The sequence below is a fragment of the uncultured Ruegeria sp. genome (assembly GCF_947489545.1).
Taxonomy (GTDB): domain Bacteria; phylum Pseudomonadota; class Alphaproteobacteria; order Rhodobacterales; family Rhodobacteraceae; genus Ruegeria.
In genome coordinates this window covers 145,803-160,053 of record NZ_CANLDZ010000006.1, presented here as the reverse complement: position 1 = coordinate 160,053, position 14,251 = coordinate 145,803, and the positions used below count along the sequence as shown (strand labels likewise).

Sequence of the window (14,251 nt, the reverse complement as noted above, 5' to 3'; positions counted from 1 at the left end):
CTAACCGCCGGTGTAGGGCTTTAAACGGGCCACCTGCTCCTGACGGCGTTTTTTCAGAACCACCTCGCGCGGAACCCAGTCGTATCGGGTATCTTCAGCCAACGGCGACCAGAACAGCACGCCACCATAGCGCCACGGGTCCAGTACGATCCCTTCATACATGGTTTCGCCACTGCCGCTGATGATGGCCGTACTGTGATCGATTCGGAACGGGTTGTCGGCGTTGGCAATGGCACGGTGCAGGGTAAGCGTGCGGAAGTTTTCCTGCTTCAATCGCCGTTCGATGTCCTCGGCCCAGTGCCAGCACAGCCCGCGCGGGCGCGTTCCTCGGTTCACCTTGGTGTTGTGGATCAGCGGCGGATCTGTGATCTGGTACTCCTGCGCCAACTGCGCGGTATAGGCATAGGCGATACTGGCCGCGCGCTGTGCCTCTTGTGGGTCAACATCTGGCCCGAGACGTTGGATTTCGGTTGCCAGACGCTGAACATCGTCACTACTGGACGGGGGTGGCGCAGAACACGCTGTGAGCGTTAGCAGCGCAAGCAGGGCCAAAACATAGGCCATGGGTCTGATCATTCCTGCGTCCTTTGATCTGTCCTGCGCGAATGCGCGTCGAGCGGTCACTATAAAGGGGAAGTCAGGGTGGCGGAACCCGCAGGATCAACTGTCAGGCCGCGATGCCTTTTCCGCAATGCCACTTGTCCCCTGACGCCGCTCAAGCTCACTCAACACCGTGCTCAACGCCACATCGCGCGACGCCAGCATAACCAGGAGGTGGTACAGCACATCCGCCGCCTCTGCGGTCAGCTTCTCTTGGTCGCCCTTGATAGCTTCGATGATGGCCTCAATGGCCTCTTCGCCGAATTTTTCGGCACATTTCTCAGGCCCCTTCGCCAGTAGTTTAGCTGTCCAGCTGGAGTCTGGATCTGCGCCTTTGCGCGCTTCAATCGTTGCTGCCAGGTCGTTTAGAATGCTCATGCCATCCTCATGGGAATGCCGGCTGCGGCCATATGTTCCTTAGCTTCTCGGATTGTATATTCGCCGAAATGAAAGATCGAGGCTGCCAGTACCGCGCTTGCCCCGCCCTCGGTCACACCTTCGACCAGATGGTCTAGGGTGCCCACGCCGCCCGAGGCAATAACAGGTACATCCACCGCATCTGAAATCGCGCGGGTCAGGGGCAGGTTGAACCCGGCTTTGGTGCCGTCCCGATCCATCGATGTCAGCAGAATTTCGCCCGCGCCCTTGGCAACAACCGTTTTGGCAAATTCAACCGCATCTATGCCGGTTGGTTTGCGCCCGCCATGGGTGAAAATCTCCCACTTGCCGGGGCTGACGGTTTTGGCGTCGATGGCAACTACGATACACTGGCTGCCGAACTGGTCCGCCGCCTCGGCCACCACATCAGGGTTAGCCACAGCGGCCGAGTTGAAACTGACCTTGTCTGCCCCTGCCAACAGCAGCGCCCGCACATCATCCTTGCTGCGTACTCCACCGCCGACGGTCAGGGGTACAAAGCACTGCTCGGCCGTGCGCTGGACGACGTCGAACATGGTGCCCCGATTTTCATGCGTTGCATGGATATCCAGAAAACAGATCTCATCCGCCCCGGCTGCATCGTAGGCCTTTGCCGATTCTACTGGGTCACCCGCGTCCCGTAGACCAACAAAGTTGACGCCTTTGACCACACGGCCATCAGCGACATCCAGACAGGGAATGATGCGGGTTTTCAGCATGGAACATCCTTTGTTGCCGCACCTCTACCGGCAAAGCCCCGCCGATGCCAGACTTGTGATTGCCCGAACACGCAAAGCTGTGAAAACTAGGGTGAAATTCACAGAAGGAAGTCCGATATGCGCAAACTGATACTGGCAACTATTTTCACCTTCGGAGGGGCGCTGTCCGCAATGGCTGACGACATCATCAAAGTTCCAACAGACAAGTCTGTGGCAGAGGCGCTGGACGCGCTTGAAGCCGCAGTGGGCAACGCTGGCGCAACTGTCTTTGCCCGCGTCGATCACGCGGCAGGGGCCGAAAAGGTGGGAACGCCCATCCCGGCTAACCAAGTGCTGATTTTCGGCAACCCCAAGCTGGGGACCCCAGCCATGATGATCGATCCCGGTGCTGGCCTGTTTCTGCCGCTGAAGGTACAGGCATATGAGGACGCGGGTGGTCAGGTTTGGTTGGCCTATGAAGACCCCAAAGAAACAATGGACGAATTCGACGAGGTCGAAAAATCACCCGTCATCGAAAAGATGCGCGGCGCGTTAAAAAAACTGACAGCCGCGGCGGCCGGTTAAGCGCGATCAGATCAGGTGCTTGCGTGGCGTACCCGCGCAAGCGCATTCCGGGCGATGAGGATGTGAAACGGTAGGATCAAAGCCAGATACAGGCGCCCGCCCAGATTGTGCCGATGGACCCAAGTGGCCAATGAAACACGACCGTTTTCCGAATGTACGGAAACCCGGAAGTCAAGATGTCGGTCGTTGAAACCCGCGATCACCTCGGTTTCGTCATCATGCTCCACCGGAAAAATTCCCAATTTGTCGCTGGCATCGGGTCCGGTCTTACTGATCCCAAACGGCGCCACCAACAGGCCACGCAGGCGAACCAGCGCCGTTGCCCATGTCGGAAAAGCGGTGATGATTTCTGCCGCCCGACGCGGTGGCAGGTCCGAGGCGACGCTGAAACAATCCAGAAAATCGCCGCTTTGTAGTCGCTTGTGCAACAGACTGCTGGCGGGTAAATCAGTCCGTTTGACACGCGTTTCGAACATCAGACTATTCTCTGAGCGCTGCCAGAGCCTCTTTCAGATCTATCGCCCCATCATACAGCGCGCGGCCCGAAATCGCACCGTTCAAATCTGAGCCACAATCGCGCAGGGCGATCAAATCGGTGATCGAAGACACACCGCCTGATGCAATGACGGGGATCGAAACCGCCTGCGCCAATGCGGCGGTGGCGTCGACATTCGGGCCTTGCATCGCGCCGTCGCGGTTGATGTCGGTGTAGATGATCGCAGCAACGCCCGCGTCCTCAAAACTGCGGGCCAGATCGGTGACCTGAACATTGGTTTCTTCGGCCCAGCCTTTGGTTGCGACCAGCCCGTTGCGCGCATCAATCCCCACAGCGACCTGACCGGGGAAAGCGCGCGCTGCTTCGCGAACGAGATCTGCGTTCTCGACCGCGACCGTGCCCAGAATGACGCGGGCCAAGCCCTTGTCTAACCACGTCTCGATTGTGGCCATGTCGCGAATGCCACCCCCAAGCTGGGCGGGAACGTCACAATCTTTGAGGATCGCTTCGACCGGGCCAGCGTTCACCGGCGTGCCCGCGAAAGCGCCGTTCAAATCAACAAGGTGCAGCCAGTCACATCCTGCGTCGACAAAAGCACGGGCCTGAGCGGCCGGGTCTTCGTTGAACACGGTGGCCTTGTCCATTTCACCGCGCAGCAGGCGTACGGCCTGGCCGTCTTTGAGGTCGATGGCGGGGTAGAGGATCATGTCGGGCGGCCCTATGTCATAGTTATTCGGGCGGGATATCGCACAAGCGGGGCAGGGGATGCAACGCGACGCAAAGTCATTCTTGCCCGAAATCCCCGACGGGGCCAGACTGCATGCAAAATAGGGAGAATATTATGAAGAAGCTTACACTCGCCGCGGTCTTCGCCGCCATGGCAACCAGCACCTTTGCAGATCAGGTTGACGGCCTTTGGAAAACGCAATCCGGCGACACGGGCGGCTATCTTCACGTGTCCATCGGGTCCTGCGGCAGTGCCATTTGCGGTACGATTGACACCGCTTTTGACAAAGATGGCAATGAGCAGCTGGAATACGAAAACCTGGGCAAGCAGATCATCTGGGATATGATTCCCGAAGGTGGCGGTAAATATGATGACGGTAAGATCTGGGCGCCAGACCGGAACAAGACTTACAGTTCGAAGATGTCGTTGGACGGCCAGAATACCTTGACCGTCAAAGGGTGCGTCGCGGGTGGTCTGGTCTGCCGTGGCCAGACATGGACACGCGTTCAGTAACCCCTTTATGGGGTCCAGGTCAGGAAATTCCCGATCATGCGGAGGCCGACCTCCTGGCTTTTTTCCGGGTGGAACTGCATCCCAATCATTGTGTCACGGCCAATCACGGCCGTGACCTCCTGCCCGTATTCCACATAGGCCAGACGCTGCGCCGGGTCAGTGACCCGAAAATGGTAGGAATGCACGAAATAGGTGTGATCACCTGATTTGACCCCGGCAAACACCGGATGATCACTTTCAAGAACCAGATCGTTCCAGCCCATGTGGGGTACCTTCAACACGCTGTCTGACGGTTCAATTCGAACCACATCGCCCGCGACCCAATCCAATCCATCCGTTTCTGTGTACTCTAAGCCTTTCGAGGCCATCAACTGCATCCCAACGCAGATGCCCAGAAACGGCCGGGCTTTCTGTTCGACCGCTTCGACCATCGCATCATAGATGCCTTTGTGCCCGCGCAGTTCGGCCGCGCAGGCCGGAAAGGCCCCGTCGCCGGGCAGAACCAGTCGGTCGGCCCGTGCGATAACATCCGCGTCCGAGGTCACCACAACTTCGCCCGCACCCATCTCACGCGCCATACGCTGAAATGCTTTTTCGGCGGAATGCAGGTTGCCGCTTTCATAGTCAATAATCGCAGTGAGCATCTGAGTCCTTTCTGCGCGCAACTTGTCCGAAAACCGGGCCGATTTTTCGAGTTGCACTTACAGCGCGCCTTTAGTCGACGGGATCGCATCCGCCTTGCGCGGATCGGTCTCGACCGCCAGCCGCAATGCGCGGGCAACGGCCTTGAACGCCGCCTCGGCAATGTGGTGGCTGTTGAAACCGTGCAATTGGTCAATGTGCAGCGTGATGCCGCCATGGGTGCTGAGCGCCTGAAAGAACTCGCGTATCAATTCGGTATCGAACGCCCCGATCTTGGGTGTCGGCAGGTCCACGTTCCAGATCAGAAACGGACGGCCCGACAGATCAAGCGCACAGCGCACCTGAGCGTCATCCATGGGCAGGTGGCATTCGCCATAACGGCGGATGCCCTTCTTGTCGCCCAACGCCTGAGTCAGTGCCTGACCCAGCGCGATGCCGGTGTCTTCGACCGTGTGGTGATCGTCGATGTGGTAATCGCCCTTGGCGCTTATCGTCATGTCGATCAACGAGTGGCGCGCCAGTTGGTCCAGCATATGATCGAAGAACCCGACACCGGTCTTGTTGTCATACTGGCCTGTGCCGTCCAGATTGACCTCAACCGAGATGTCCGTCTCGGCGGTCTTGCGGCTGATCAAAGCGGTGCGCATGGGCGAATTCCTTTTGCTACAGGCGCGCTTATAGACGGGGCAGGGTGGATTGATCCAGACCAAGCGTGGCAATCGCTGCAAACTGTTGCAGGGGATTGCGCCTGCACGCCCGGCATGCCAGCCTGCCCGCAACTCAACCAACAGGGTCAAGCCATGTCCACCTGCGTTTTCATCCAGATCCGCTGCAAACCCGGCACCACCTACAAAGTCGCCGAAGAGATCGCGCTGCGCGAAATTCACTCCGAGCTTTACTCGACCAGCGGCGAGTATGACCTGCTGTTGAAGCTCTACATCCCCGAATCCGAGGATGTGGGGCATTTCATCAACGAACACCTTCTGGTGATTCCGGGAATCGAACGATCTTTGACCACGATCACGTTCAAGGCGTTTTAGGAGTCATCCCAGCTCAAACGTGGTTACGCCAAAGATACGGTCCAAGTCGATATCAGGCTGATGGTGGGAATACATCCGGGCCGTTTCAAACACCTTTTCCAGCCCCAACTCATCCGCCAATGCAAAGGCCGAAGCGTTGGGTTGAGGCATATCCACAAACACCTCGTGTTCTTTGTGATCGTCGGGAATTGTGTCCAACACCGCCGCAATTAGGGCGCGTGCGATATCTGCACTATCTGCAAACAAAGGCCCGATCTTGTACCCGGGCTGACAGGGGCGCAGGGTGGCATACCCCTTTATCTGGCCCCTCTCGGAATAGACTTTGGAGACGTGGCTGTCGGCATCTAGCCAGCTTTGCAAAAACAAATCACGCGCGGCAGGAAACAGCTTGCGATCATAGGCTCTCAGATCGTCTGACAGGCTGACCAGTTGGATGATCTGGTCCACAGGCTCCATCAGCTTGTTCAGGATTCCGTTTTTTGTGCCGACAAAGCGATAGTTGTTGTAGGCGGAGGTGAAACCGGATTTGCGGTAATTGTCCTGCTGCTCGACCACACCTCCAATCCCATGTTGCGACCGGTGCAATGGGTCAGCGCATGCTGGGCGATTTCCAGACCGTGCCCTGACCCCCGAAACTCAGGCCGTACAATGTAGAATCCTAGAAACGAAAACGCTTCATCGTAATTCACCGCTGATACGGATGCGATCATCTCACCGTCGAGAAACCCGCCCAAAAACCCTTCGGGATCTGTGGTACGGAAACACTCGGCGTCGTGTTTGCCAGGATTCCAACCCTCGCGCCCGGCCCAGTTCACGGCGTGTTGTAGTTCGGCAGCGGTGAGGGGGCGAATGGTATAATCCGACATCGGCGTGGTCTCGTCCTGGTTGCAATCGCAGCCAGAATGGCGCAACGCCCGGGAAAGAACCAGCATGTTCAGAGAGGCTTGTATCTGGAGCGGGCGAGGCGATTCGAACGCCCGACCCTAACCTTGGCAAGGTTATGCTCTACCCCTGAGCTACGCCCGCATCAGATACTTATGGCGACCTTTCGGTCTCTCAATGGAGCGGGCGAGGCGATTCGAACGCCCGACCCTAACCTTGGCAAGGTTATGCTCTACCCCTGAGCTACGCCCGCGCCGTTGAGTGAGGCGTGAAGTATTAATTCTGGCGCAAAGCTGCAAGAGGAAAAACGCCTCATCGCTAAAAAATCTTTCGTGCGACGGAATTCATGCGCTGATCCGTTCAAAGGTCAGAAAGCAAAAACAAGCGTGTAGCAGAGGTGACAGATGACGCGGAAAGAAACTCTGAAAATGGCAATGCTGGCGGCGTTGATTGTTGTTGGTACGCTGGCCCAAACAGACAGGTATGGCGCCCAGGCGGCCGAGCCTGTCCAAGCGCCGGAATTCTGTGAAACCGACCAGTTGCAGCCCTGACGCCCTTACCCTGTTGCACTGCTGACAAGGGTTTCCTTGTCAGAGCGCCAGTACAAGGTTTGCAAGTGCAGCAACCAATATAGCGGCAAAGGTCAATAGCATGCCGATCTGGCGCAGAATGATGACCTGAGGTGTGCGCCCGAATCCGTAGGCATGCAAAACGCGACCGCCCAACAGTGACAGCCCCAACAGGTTCAACAAGAGCGCACCGGCACCTTGCAGCTCGACCATGGCGATCAACAGCAGCGCAAACGGAGCGTATTCGGCACAGTTGGAATGCGTGCGCATGGCCTTAATCATGTCTTTGCTACCTCCGTCACCAACCGAAATCCGGCCGCTTCGGCGTTGCGAGATGACATTGGCGCTGAGCGCGACGAACAATAGCGCGATTAGTGCCGCGTAGATCGGAGTGATGGCAAGCATGGGGGCCTCCGTTAGAGCATCAAAAAAGGCCACGCAGTACATTGCGCGGCCTTTGGTAGGTTAATGCTTTTTTTCTTTTATTCCAGTTCGATCAGCAGATCCTTGGCGTCAATCTGGCCGCCCGGCTGGACATGGACAGTCTTGACCGTCGCGTCACGCTCGGCGTGGATACCGGTTTCCATCTTCATCGCTTCGATGGTCAACAGCATGTCGCCTTCCTTGACTTCCTGTCCGGCTGCGACGGCAACGGTAGCCACCACACCTGGCATCGGCGCTCCGACATGGTTGGGGTTGCCAACTTCGGCTTTTGGACGCGCCTGCGTGGCAGAGGTCACCAACCGGTTTGGCACCCGGATTACGCGCGGTTGACCATTGAGCTCAAAGAACACTTTCACCTCGCCCTTTTCATCGGTTTCGCCGATGGCTTGGCAGCGGATCTCAAGCGTTTTGCCGGGGTCGATCTCGGCGGCAATCTCTTCACCTGGTTCCATGCCATAAAAGAAGGTGCGGGTGGGGAGGGTGCGGACCGGACCGTAGACCCGATGGCGCCCCATGTAATCCAGAAACACCTTAGGATACATCAGATAGCCGTTCAGATCCTCGTCATCGACCTCTTTGCCATCCAGTTGCTTGGATAGATCGGCGCGAGTGACCTCCAGATCGACAGGGTCGACACCTTTACCGGGACGTTCGGTTTTAGGCACCTCATCCTTCAGAACTTTTTGGATGATGACGTCAGGGAACCCGCCCGGAGGCTGGCCCAGATTTCCGCGCATCATATCCACAACCGAATCCGGAAAGGCCACATCGGTATCGGGGCTTTCCACCTCGGCGCGGGTCAGGCCCTGGCTGACCATCATCAGTGCCATATCGCCAACCACTTTGGACGACGGCGTTACCTTGACGATATCGCCGAACATCTGGTTCACATCGGCATACATCTGCGCCACTTCGTGCCAACGCTCCTCCAGCCCCAAACTGCGCGCCTGCGCCTTGAGGTTGGTGAACTGGCCACCAGGCATTTCGTGGAGATAAACCTCAGAGGCTGGCGCTTGTAGGCTGGATTCAAACGCCGCGTATTGACCGCGCACAGCCTCGAAGTAGTCGCTGATTTCGCGGATCGCTTTGATGTCCAGCCCGGTATCCCGCTCGGTATGACGCAGTGCTTCGACCACGGTGCCAAGCGTCGCCTGCGAGGTGTTGCCCGAGAAACTGTCCATCGCACAATCGACCGCGTCCACGCCTGCCTCGGATGCGGCTAGAATGGTCGCACTGGCGATGCCGGCGGTATCGTGAGTGTGGAAGTGGATTGGCAGCCCAACCTCTTCCTTCAATGCCCGGATCAGGATCCTGGCCGACGCTGGTTTGAGCAGGCCCGCCATGTCTTTCAGACCCAGCACGTGCGCGCCCGCATCGCGCAGCTCTTTCGCCATGCCGACATAGTATTTCAGGTCATACTTTGCACGATCCGGGTCCAGAATGTCACCGGTGTAGCAGACGGTGCCTTCACAGATTTTGCCGTTTTCTACGACTGCATCCATCGCGACACGCATGTTCTCAACCCAGTTCAGTGAGTCGAACACCCGGAACACATCGATGTTCTGCGACGCCTGACGCACGAATTCCTGCACCACATTGTCGGGGTAGTTGGTGTAGCCAACCCCGTTTGCTCCGCGCAGCAACATCTGAGTCATTAAATTCGGCATCGCTTCGCGCAGATCACGCAGACGCTGCCACGGGCATTCCTGCAAGAACCGATAGGCCACATCAAAGGTCGCACCGCCCCAGCATTCAACGCTGAATAGCTGCGGCAGGTTGGCCGCATAAGTGGGCGCCACCTTGATCATATCGATCGAGCGCATCCGGGTCGCCAGCAGCGACTGATGCCCGTCGCGCATGGTTGTGTCGGTGATAAGCAACTGCCTCTGTGCTTTCATCCAGTCGGCAACGGCCTGGGGACCTTTCTGCTCTAGCAGATTGCGGGCACCCATCTGTGGTTCGGCCTTCGGCGCGGGGGCTTTGGCCTCTTTCAAATCGGCGCGGGGTTCCGGGCGGTCTTTCGTTTCGGGGTGCCCATTCACGGTGATGTCCGCGATGTAGGTCAAAACCTTGGTGCCCCGATCGCGTCGCCGCTTGAAGGTGAACAGGTCCGGCGTCGTGTCGATGAACTTGGTGGTGTATTCATTGGACAAAAAGGTCGGGTGCTTCAGCAGGTTGATGACAAAGTCAATATTGGTGCTGACGCCGCGAATACGGAATTCACGTAGTGCCCGGTCCATCCTGCTAATCGCCTTGTCAGGCGTTGGCGCCCAAGCGGTCACTTTGGTTAACAGCGAGTCGTAATACCGTGTGATCACCCCGCCGGCATATGCCGTGCCGCCATCCAGCCGGATCCCCATTCCTGTGGCGGAGCGGTAGGCCGTGATGCGGCCGTAGTCCGGGATAAAGTTGTTCTGCGGATCTTCGGTGGTGATCCGGGTCTGCAGTGCGTGACCGTTCAGCTTTACCTCGGCCTGGTTTGCTGCGCCGGTCGCTTCGGCCAACGACTTTCCTTCGGCGATCAGTATCTGTGCCTGGACAATATCGATACCGGTGACTTCCTCGGTCACGGTGTGCTCGACCTGCACGCGGGGGTTCACCTCGATGAAGTAGAACTTGCCCGTTTCCATATCCATCAGGAACTCAACGGTGCCCGCACATTCATAATTCACATGCGCGCAGATCTTGCGGCCAAGTTCGCAGATATTGGTACGCTGTTCTTCACTGAGATAGGGGGCAGGCGCGCGCTCTACGACTTTCTGGTTTCGGCGCTGAACCGAACAGTCGCGCTCATACAAGTGGTAAATCTCACCATGCTTGTCGCCCAGAATCTGCACTTCGACATGGCGGGCGCGGGTGATCATCTTTTCTAGATACCCCTCGCCATTGCCAAAGGCGGCTTCGGCTTCGCGGCGGCCTTCCAGAACCTTTTCTTCTAGTTCATCCTCGGACTCGATCGGGCGCATGCCACGTCCACCGCCGCCCCAGGACGCCTTGAGCATCAAAGGATAGCCAACTTCAGCTGCTTCTTTGCGGATTGCATCCATGTCATCGCCCAGCACTTCGGTGGCGGGTATCACCGGCACTCCGGCCTCGATCGCAACCCGCCGTGCGCTCGCCTTGTCGCCCAGGGCGCGCATGGTTTCGGCTTTTGGTCCGATAAAGGTGATGCCGTTTTGCACACAGGCATCCACGAAATCCGGGTTCTCCGACAACAGACCATAGCCCGGGTGGATCGCATCCGCGCCGCAGTCCTTGGCAACACGGATTATTTCGTCGATCGAGAGATATGCCGCGACCGGCCCCATCCCTTCGCCAATGCGATATGCTTCATCCGCTTTGAAACGGTGCAGGCCCAGCTTGTCTTCTTCGGCAAAGACGGCAACGGTGCGTTTGCCCATCTCGTTGGCTGCGCGCAACACGCGAATGGCAATCTCGCCGCGATTGGCGATCAGGATCTTGTTGAAGTCTGTCATTTTAGGTCCCGGTCTTTTTTGTATGGCCGTGTTAATAGGCGGACATTACGGCCGCGTACATCTGTAGTTCTGGGTAGAACCGGCATGTTATCGCTCGCAAACGCCGCCCTAAGGCGCTTTCCTTTTACATACGCCGCGCTGCAGCATCAATTGTTTGATTGACCCGGGGGAAATTGGGCAAGTGTTGCGATCCCCATTTGCCCCATATTGGCCAGCATGTCCTGTCTCAGTATGTCGATGACATGCGCAGGGCCGCGTGCACCAAGCGCCGCAATTCCATAGAGAAATGCCCGGCCCAGCATGACAAAATCGGCACCCTTGCTTAGTGCGCGCAGAACATCCAACCCGCTTGCAACCCCGCTGTCGAAGATCAGCGGCAGATTGGTGACGGCGCGGATGGCGGGCAACGCTTCGATGCTGGCGGGTGCGGCATCGAACTGACGACCGCCATGATTCGAGACCCAAAGCGCATCGATACCAGCTTGTTCTAAGCGGCCCGCATCCTCGGGGCGCAGAATTCCCTTAACAACAAATGGCCCATCCCAGTGATCACGGAGCCATTTCACATAGTCCATGTCAGGAGAGGTGCGTAGCAGATATCCGATATGCGCTGTCGGCGGCAGGTTCTGGCTGTCATCGATGTATTTATCGAGCGTCCGCATATGAGGAACCCCGTAGCGCAACATGCCCAAAGCCCAAGCGGGTCTTAGCGCGATTTGCGCCATCAATCGCGGTGTCATCTGCGGCGGGTGCGTCAGCCCGGACCGTGTCTGCCGTTCCCGACGGGATGCGACCGGTACATCGGCGGTCAAAACCAGGGTTCGGAAACCCGATTGCCACGCCCGGTTCAGCAGATCTGATCGAATTTCCGGGTCTTTCGGTGGGTACAGCTGAAACCAGGCATTGTCCCCAAGGTGGGGCGCCAGATCTTCGGGGCATTGGCTGGCAACTGTCGATAATGTGTATGGTATTCCAGAATCGGCTGCGGCCCTTGCCAATATGCCTTCCGCGTCAGGCCAGACCAACCCTGACATCCCGATGGGCGCGATACCAAATGGCAATGGATAGTCATGTCCCAAGACCCGAGTGCTGGTGTCAAACTCCAGCGCGCCATGCAGGATCGAGGGGGGGAAACGGATCTGATCCAGCGCATCTCTGTTGCGGTTTACGGTCGTTTCCGCGCCGGTCCCGCTGTCGATGTACTCCCAGACGAAATGCGGCAGTCGTCGTTTAGCGCGCTGTTTCAGATCCGATATGCCGGGATAAGTGCTGTGCAGGTCCATGCATCTTGATCGGGCTTACAGCGCGATTCGGCAAGGATGTCAGGCCGCGTTTGCAGGAGGGATCGCTGCTCCAAGCTCGTTACGTGCCTGTTGATCAGCATGTTCGTGGCGGGAAATCCCGCGCGCCACCTGCATCTGATTGCGCCCTTTGTCCTTGGCAGCATAGAGCGCGTCATCTGCCGAGCGCATCAGGTCCTGCGGCATATGTCCATGGGTCGGATAATGCGCCACCCCGATGGATATCGTGATGCGTGGCAGGGATTTTTCGCCATACCGGACCGAGACAGATTCGACCGCCTGCCGCAATTTTTCCGCTCGCGTCACGGCGTCTTCGGGCGTGTTGTCCGGTAGGATTAGCATGAATTCCTCACCCCCAATGCGGCAGGCCACCTCGTCTCTGTCACAGCCTTGTTCCAGCGCCGCACCAACCGCCCGCAAGACCATGTCACCGGCATCATGACCATGGGTGTCGTTGAATTTTTTGAAATGATCCACATCCACCGCAATCAGGCTCAGCGGAGCGCCGGTCTGTTGGCTGCGGCTGATCGACTTGCGCAGGTTTTCGGTCATATGGCGGCGGTTGAACAATCCGGTCAACGGGTCGCGAACCGATTGGTCATGCAACTGATCGCGCATCCGGACATTGGCAATTGCCATGCTGATCTGCTCGGCGCACATCTGAGCGAGTTTTTTGCTGGCGTGAAACGCTTCCGCTTCCGAAGATTGTGCCCGGAGATGCAGTAGCCCAACCGTTTCACCATGCGCCAGAATTGGAAAGCAAAAGTAGGGCCTGCCATCATGCGGTTCGGCATGTTCGCAGACGAAATCAATTTCGGACGCGCCGAACTCATAGGTGCGGCCACGACGCAGGCCCCAGCATCCTTCGGGGTGAATATGCGCTTTGTGACTGCCACCATTCCAGCTCGCGCAGCCATCCAGCACATCGCGTGAATTCGAATAGACATAAACGCTGCCTTCAGCGTCGGGCAGAATATGTGTCATGAAGCGCGCAACCATATCAAACAGCTCTTCCAAAGAGCGGCTTGATTGTAACCATTCGTTAAGTTCACCCAACAGGCGCACTTCGCGCGCCAACCGCAACTGGTCGTTCAGCAGATCCCGTTCCTTGGTGTTCCGGCTGCGCAACGACGACATCCGCGATCGGTTGGTTTGGTAGATAACCAAAGAAACCGCAGCCATCGCACATAAAGCCACAGCCGATAAGACAACCAGAGACAGCCGCACCCGTTTGACAAAGGTCGCGCGAAGGTCGGTGAAATCGGTAAAGAATTCGATTGCGCCGACAAAACGCCCGTTGACCATCACAGGCACAAAAACTTCGGCGACGTGGCGCATTTCGATGCTGTTGGCGTGTTCGACATGTAGATCCAGCCCATCGATTTCGGACAATGGCAAGGTTTCGTGAATAAAGTGGATCATGCCCTGTGCGACATCGTTGCGAAAGAACGAGGCGCTTTCAAGCTGCCCGATTTCGTGGTCGCGCGTCGACCAGATGACCTGACCAGTGGTGTCGAACAGTTTGAAGCGATAGACATCTGACGCTTCCGGCAATGCTTCAAGAAACTCCTGATCATGGGGGTCCAGGTGCCCGGTTCGAAAGCCATCTTCAACGTTGCCCATGTGAAAGACCACGCGTCGTTTCCACAACTCGGCGGAATGAAGAATATCGGTCTGCAGCATCCGATCCACCAAAGGGCCCGGAATACGATAGATGCCCCAACCGGCTGCGATGGTCATGAGAACCAGCATCGCACTGATTCCGGCCCATTTCAGTCTATGTCGCGTTGTTTCTGATAGTTTTCTATTCATGATCTGACACTTCCCAACTCCAACGCAACAATGTCGGGCAGTGCTTGAC

The 14,251-nt window shown here is 57.4% G+C and carries 17 protein-coding genes and 2 tRNA genes; 4 read left to right on the top strand and 15 right to left on the bottom strand.

The window, feature by feature from the left end; genetic code table 11:
• The 3 genes from Q1B13_RS10920 to hisF all read right to left on the bottom strand — a co-directional run bounded on the left by Q1B13_RS10920 (position 1) and on the right by hisF (position 1,736).
• Positions 1–576, bottom strand: coding sequence for a hypothetical protein (locus Q1B13_RS10920; protein WP_299079734.1), 576 nt, complete (start codon positions 574–576; stop codon positions 1–3).
• Between the two features lie 84 nt (positions 577–660).
• Positions 661–978: a phosphoribosyl-ATP diphosphatase gene (locus Q1B13_RS10915; protein WP_299079737.1), complete on the bottom strand. Its 318-nt coding sequence runs from the start codon at positions 976–978 to the stop codon at positions 661–663.
• Positions 975–1,736 (bottom strand): imidazole glycerol phosphate synthase subunit HisF, encoded by a 762-nt coding sequence (hisF, locus tag Q1B13_RS10910; RefSeq protein WP_299079740.1) that lies wholly within the window; start codon positions 1,734–1,736, stop codon positions 975–977. Before hisF ends, Q1B13_RS10915 begins: the two co-directional genes overlap by 4 nt.
• Before the next feature lie 117 nt (positions 1,737–1,853).
• Here hisF and Q1B13_RS10905 point away from each other — a divergent pair, with 117 nt between their 5' ends.
• On the top strand, positions 1,854–2,300 hold the full coding sequence (locus Q1B13_RS10905) for a DUF302 domain-containing protein (protein ID WP_299079742.1): 447 nt from the start codon (positions 1,854–1,856) through the stop codon (positions 2,298–2,300).
• 11 nt (positions 2,301–2,311) lie between these two features.
• Here the strand turns inward: Q1B13_RS10905 and Q1B13_RS10900 are convergent, their stop codons facing one another.
• A complete protein-coding gene (locus Q1B13_RS10900) occupies positions 2,312–2,776 on the bottom strand; it encodes a DUF2867 domain-containing protein (protein ID WP_299079745.1) in 465 nt (154 codons plus the stop codon).
• A gap of 4 nt (positions 2,777–2,780) precedes the next feature.
• Entirely contained in the window at positions 2,781–3,503 is a 723-nt protein-coding gene (hisA, locus tag Q1B13_RS10895) for a 1-(5-phosphoribosyl)-5-[(5-phosphoribosylamino)methylideneamino]imidazole-4-carboxamide isomerase (protein WP_299079748.1), read from the bottom strand.
• Between the two features lie 134 nt (positions 3,504–3,637).
• Between hisA and Q1B13_RS10890 the strand changes: the two genes are divergently transcribed.
• A complete protein-coding gene (locus Q1B13_RS10890; protein WP_299079751.1) occupies positions 3,638–4,036 on the top strand; it encodes a DUF2147 domain-containing protein in 399 nt (132 codons plus the stop codon).
• Positions 4,037–4,041: 5 nt separating this feature from the next.
• Here Q1B13_RS10890 and hisH read toward each other — a convergent pair whose 3' ends face one another.
• Positions 4,042–4,680, bottom strand: a complete 639-nt coding sequence (hisH, locus tag Q1B13_RS10885) for an imidazole glycerol phosphate synthase subunit HisH (RefSeq protein WP_299080098.1) — start codon at positions 4,678–4,680, stop codon at positions 4,042–4,044.
• A gap of 57 nt (positions 4,681–4,737) precedes the next feature.
• Positions 4,738–5,325, bottom strand: coding sequence for an imidazoleglycerol-phosphate dehydratase HisB (gene hisB, locus Q1B13_RS10880; protein WP_298933248.1), 588 nt, complete (start codon positions 5,323–5,325; stop codon positions 4,738–4,740).
• Between the two features lie 153 nt (positions 5,326–5,478).
• Between hisB and Q1B13_RS10875 the strand changes: the two genes are divergently transcribed.
• Positions 5,479–5,718, top strand: a complete 240-nt coding sequence (locus Q1B13_RS10875) for an Lrp/AsnC ligand binding domain-containing protein (RefSeq protein WP_298933246.1) — start codon at positions 5,479–5,481, stop codon at positions 5,716–5,718.
• A gap of 3 nt (positions 5,719–5,721) precedes the next feature.
• Here the strand turns inward: Q1B13_RS10875 and Q1B13_RS10870 are convergent, their stop codons facing one another.
• From Q1B13_RS10870 to Q1B13_RS10855, 4 genes are all read right to left on the bottom strand, one after another.
• On the bottom strand, positions 5,722–6,174 hold the full coding sequence (locus tag Q1B13_RS10870) for a hypothetical protein (protein ID WP_299799801.1): 453 nt from the start codon (positions 6,172–6,174) through the stop codon (positions 5,722–5,724).
• Between the two features lie 8 nt (positions 6,175–6,182).
• On the bottom strand, positions 6,183–6,650 hold the full coding sequence (locus Q1B13_RS10865; protein WP_299079757.1) for a GNAT family N-acetyltransferase: 468 nt from the start codon (positions 6,648–6,650) through the stop codon (positions 6,183–6,185).
• Positions 6,651–6,669: 19 nt separating this feature from the next.
• Positions 6,670–6,744: transfer RNA gene (locus Q1B13_RS10860), tRNA-Gly, on the bottom strand.
• Positions 6,745–6,778: 34 nt separating this feature from the next.
• Positions 6,779–6,853, bottom strand: a tRNA-Gly gene (locus Q1B13_RS10855).
• Between the two features lie 151 nt (positions 6,854–7,004).
• Here Q1B13_RS10855 and Q1B13_RS10850 point away from each other — a divergent pair.
• Positions 7,005–7,151, top strand: coding sequence for a hypothetical protein (locus tag Q1B13_RS10850; RefSeq protein WP_298933244.1), 147 nt, complete (start codon positions 7,005–7,007; stop codon positions 7,149–7,151).
• 39 nt (positions 7,152–7,190) lie between these two features.
• Here Q1B13_RS10850 and Q1B13_RS10845 read toward each other — a convergent pair whose 3' ends face one another.
• The 4 genes from Q1B13_RS10845 to Q1B13_RS10830 all read right to left on the bottom strand — a co-directional run bounded on the left by Q1B13_RS10845 (position 7,191) and on the right by Q1B13_RS10830 (position 14,202).
• The gene (locus Q1B13_RS10845) at positions 7,191–7,574 is read right to left on the bottom strand and encodes an MAPEG family protein (protein WP_298933242.1); all 384 of its coding nucleotides are present in this window, start codon (positions 7,572–7,574) and stop codon (positions 7,191–7,193) included.
• Between the two features lie 77 nt (positions 7,575–7,651).
• A complete protein-coding gene (locus tag Q1B13_RS10840) occupies positions 7,652–11,089 on the bottom strand; it encodes a pyruvate carboxylase (RefSeq protein ID WP_299079759.1) in 3,438 nt (1,145 codons plus the stop codon).
• Between the two features lie 146 nt (positions 11,090–11,235).
• Positions 11,236–12,372, bottom strand: a complete 1,137-nt coding sequence (locus tag Q1B13_RS10835; protein ID WP_299079761.1) for an alpha-hydroxy acid oxidase — start codon at positions 12,370–12,372, stop codon at positions 11,236–11,238.
• Positions 12,373–12,411: 39 nt separating this feature from the next.
• Positions 12,412–14,202 carry a diguanylate cyclase gene (locus Q1B13_RS10830; RefSeq protein WP_299079764.1) on the bottom strand — a complete coding sequence of 597 codons (1,791 nt, stop codon included), beginning with the start codon at positions 14,200–14,202 and terminating at the stop codon, positions 12,412–12,414.
• Between the last annotated feature and the right edge of the window lie 49 nt (positions 14,203–14,251).

Excerpts from the sequence above, each read along its gene's own strand:
- Q1B13_RS10875 (WP_298933246.1), top strand. The coding sequence starts at position 5,479 with ATGTCCACCTGCGTTTTCATCCAGATCCGCTGCAAACCCGGCACCACC.
- Q1B13_RS10900 (WP_299079745.1), bottom strand. The coding sequence starts at position 2,776 with ATGTTCGAAACGCGTGTCAAACGGACTGATTTACCCGCCAGCAGTCTG.
- Q1B13_RS10870 (WP_299799801.1), bottom strand. The coding sequence starts at position 6,174 with ATGGAGCCTGTGGACCAGATCATCCAACTGGTCAGCCTGTCAGACGAT.
- Q1B13_RS10850 (WP_298933244.1), top strand. The coding sequence starts at position 7,005 with ATGACGCGGAAAGAAACTCTGAAAATGGCAATGCTGGCGGCGTTGATT.
- hisF (WP_299079740.1), bottom strand. The coding sequence starts at position 1,736 with ATGCTGAAAACCCGCATCATTCCCTGTCTGGATGTCGCTGATGGCCGT.
- Q1B13_RS10845 (WP_298933242.1), bottom strand. The coding sequence starts at position 7,574 with ATGCTTGCCATCACTCCGATCTACGCGGCACTAATCGCGCTATTGTTC.
- Q1B13_RS10890 (WP_299079751.1), top strand. The coding sequence starts at position 3,638 with ATGAAGAAGCTTACACTCGCCGCGGTCTTCGCCGCCATGGCAACCAGC.
- Q1B13_RS10905 (WP_299079742.1), top strand. The coding sequence starts at position 1,854 with ATGCGCAAACTGATACTGGCAACTATTTTCACCTTCGGAGGGGCGCTG.
- hisB (WP_298933248.1), bottom strand. The coding sequence starts at position 5,325 with ATGCGCACCGCTTTGATCAGCCGCAAGACCGCCGAGACGGACATCTCG.
- Q1B13_RS10835 (WP_299079761.1), bottom strand. The coding sequence starts at position 12,372 with ATGGACCTGCACAGCACTTATCCCGGCATATCGGATCTGAAACAGCGC.
- Q1B13_RS10840 (WP_299079759.1), bottom strand. The coding sequence starts at position 11,089 with ATGACAGACTTCAACAAGATCCTGATCGCCAATCGCGGCGAGATTGCC.
- Q1B13_RS10915 (WP_299079737.1), bottom strand. The coding sequence starts at position 978 with ATGAGCATTCTAAACGACCTGGCAGCAACGATTGAAGCGCGCAAAGGC.
- Q1B13_RS10920 (WP_299079734.1), bottom strand. The coding sequence starts at position 576 with ATGATCAGACCCATGGCCTATGTTTTGGCCCTGCTTGCGCTGCTAACG.
- Q1B13_RS10865 (WP_299079757.1), bottom strand. The coding sequence starts at position 6,650 with ATGCTGGTTCTTTCCCGGGCGTTGCGCCATTCTGGCTGCGATTGCAAC.
- hisH (WP_299080098.1), bottom strand. The coding sequence starts at position 4,680 with ATGCTCACTGCGATTATTGACTATGAAAGCGGCAACCTGCATTCCGCC.
- Q1B13_RS10830 (WP_299079764.1), bottom strand. The coding sequence starts at position 14,202 with ATGAATAGAAAACTATCAGAAACAACGCGACATAGACTGAAATGGGCC.
- hisA (WP_299079748.1), bottom strand. The coding sequence starts at position 3,503 with ATGATCCTCTACCCCGCCATCGACCTCAAAGACGGCCAGGCCGTACGC.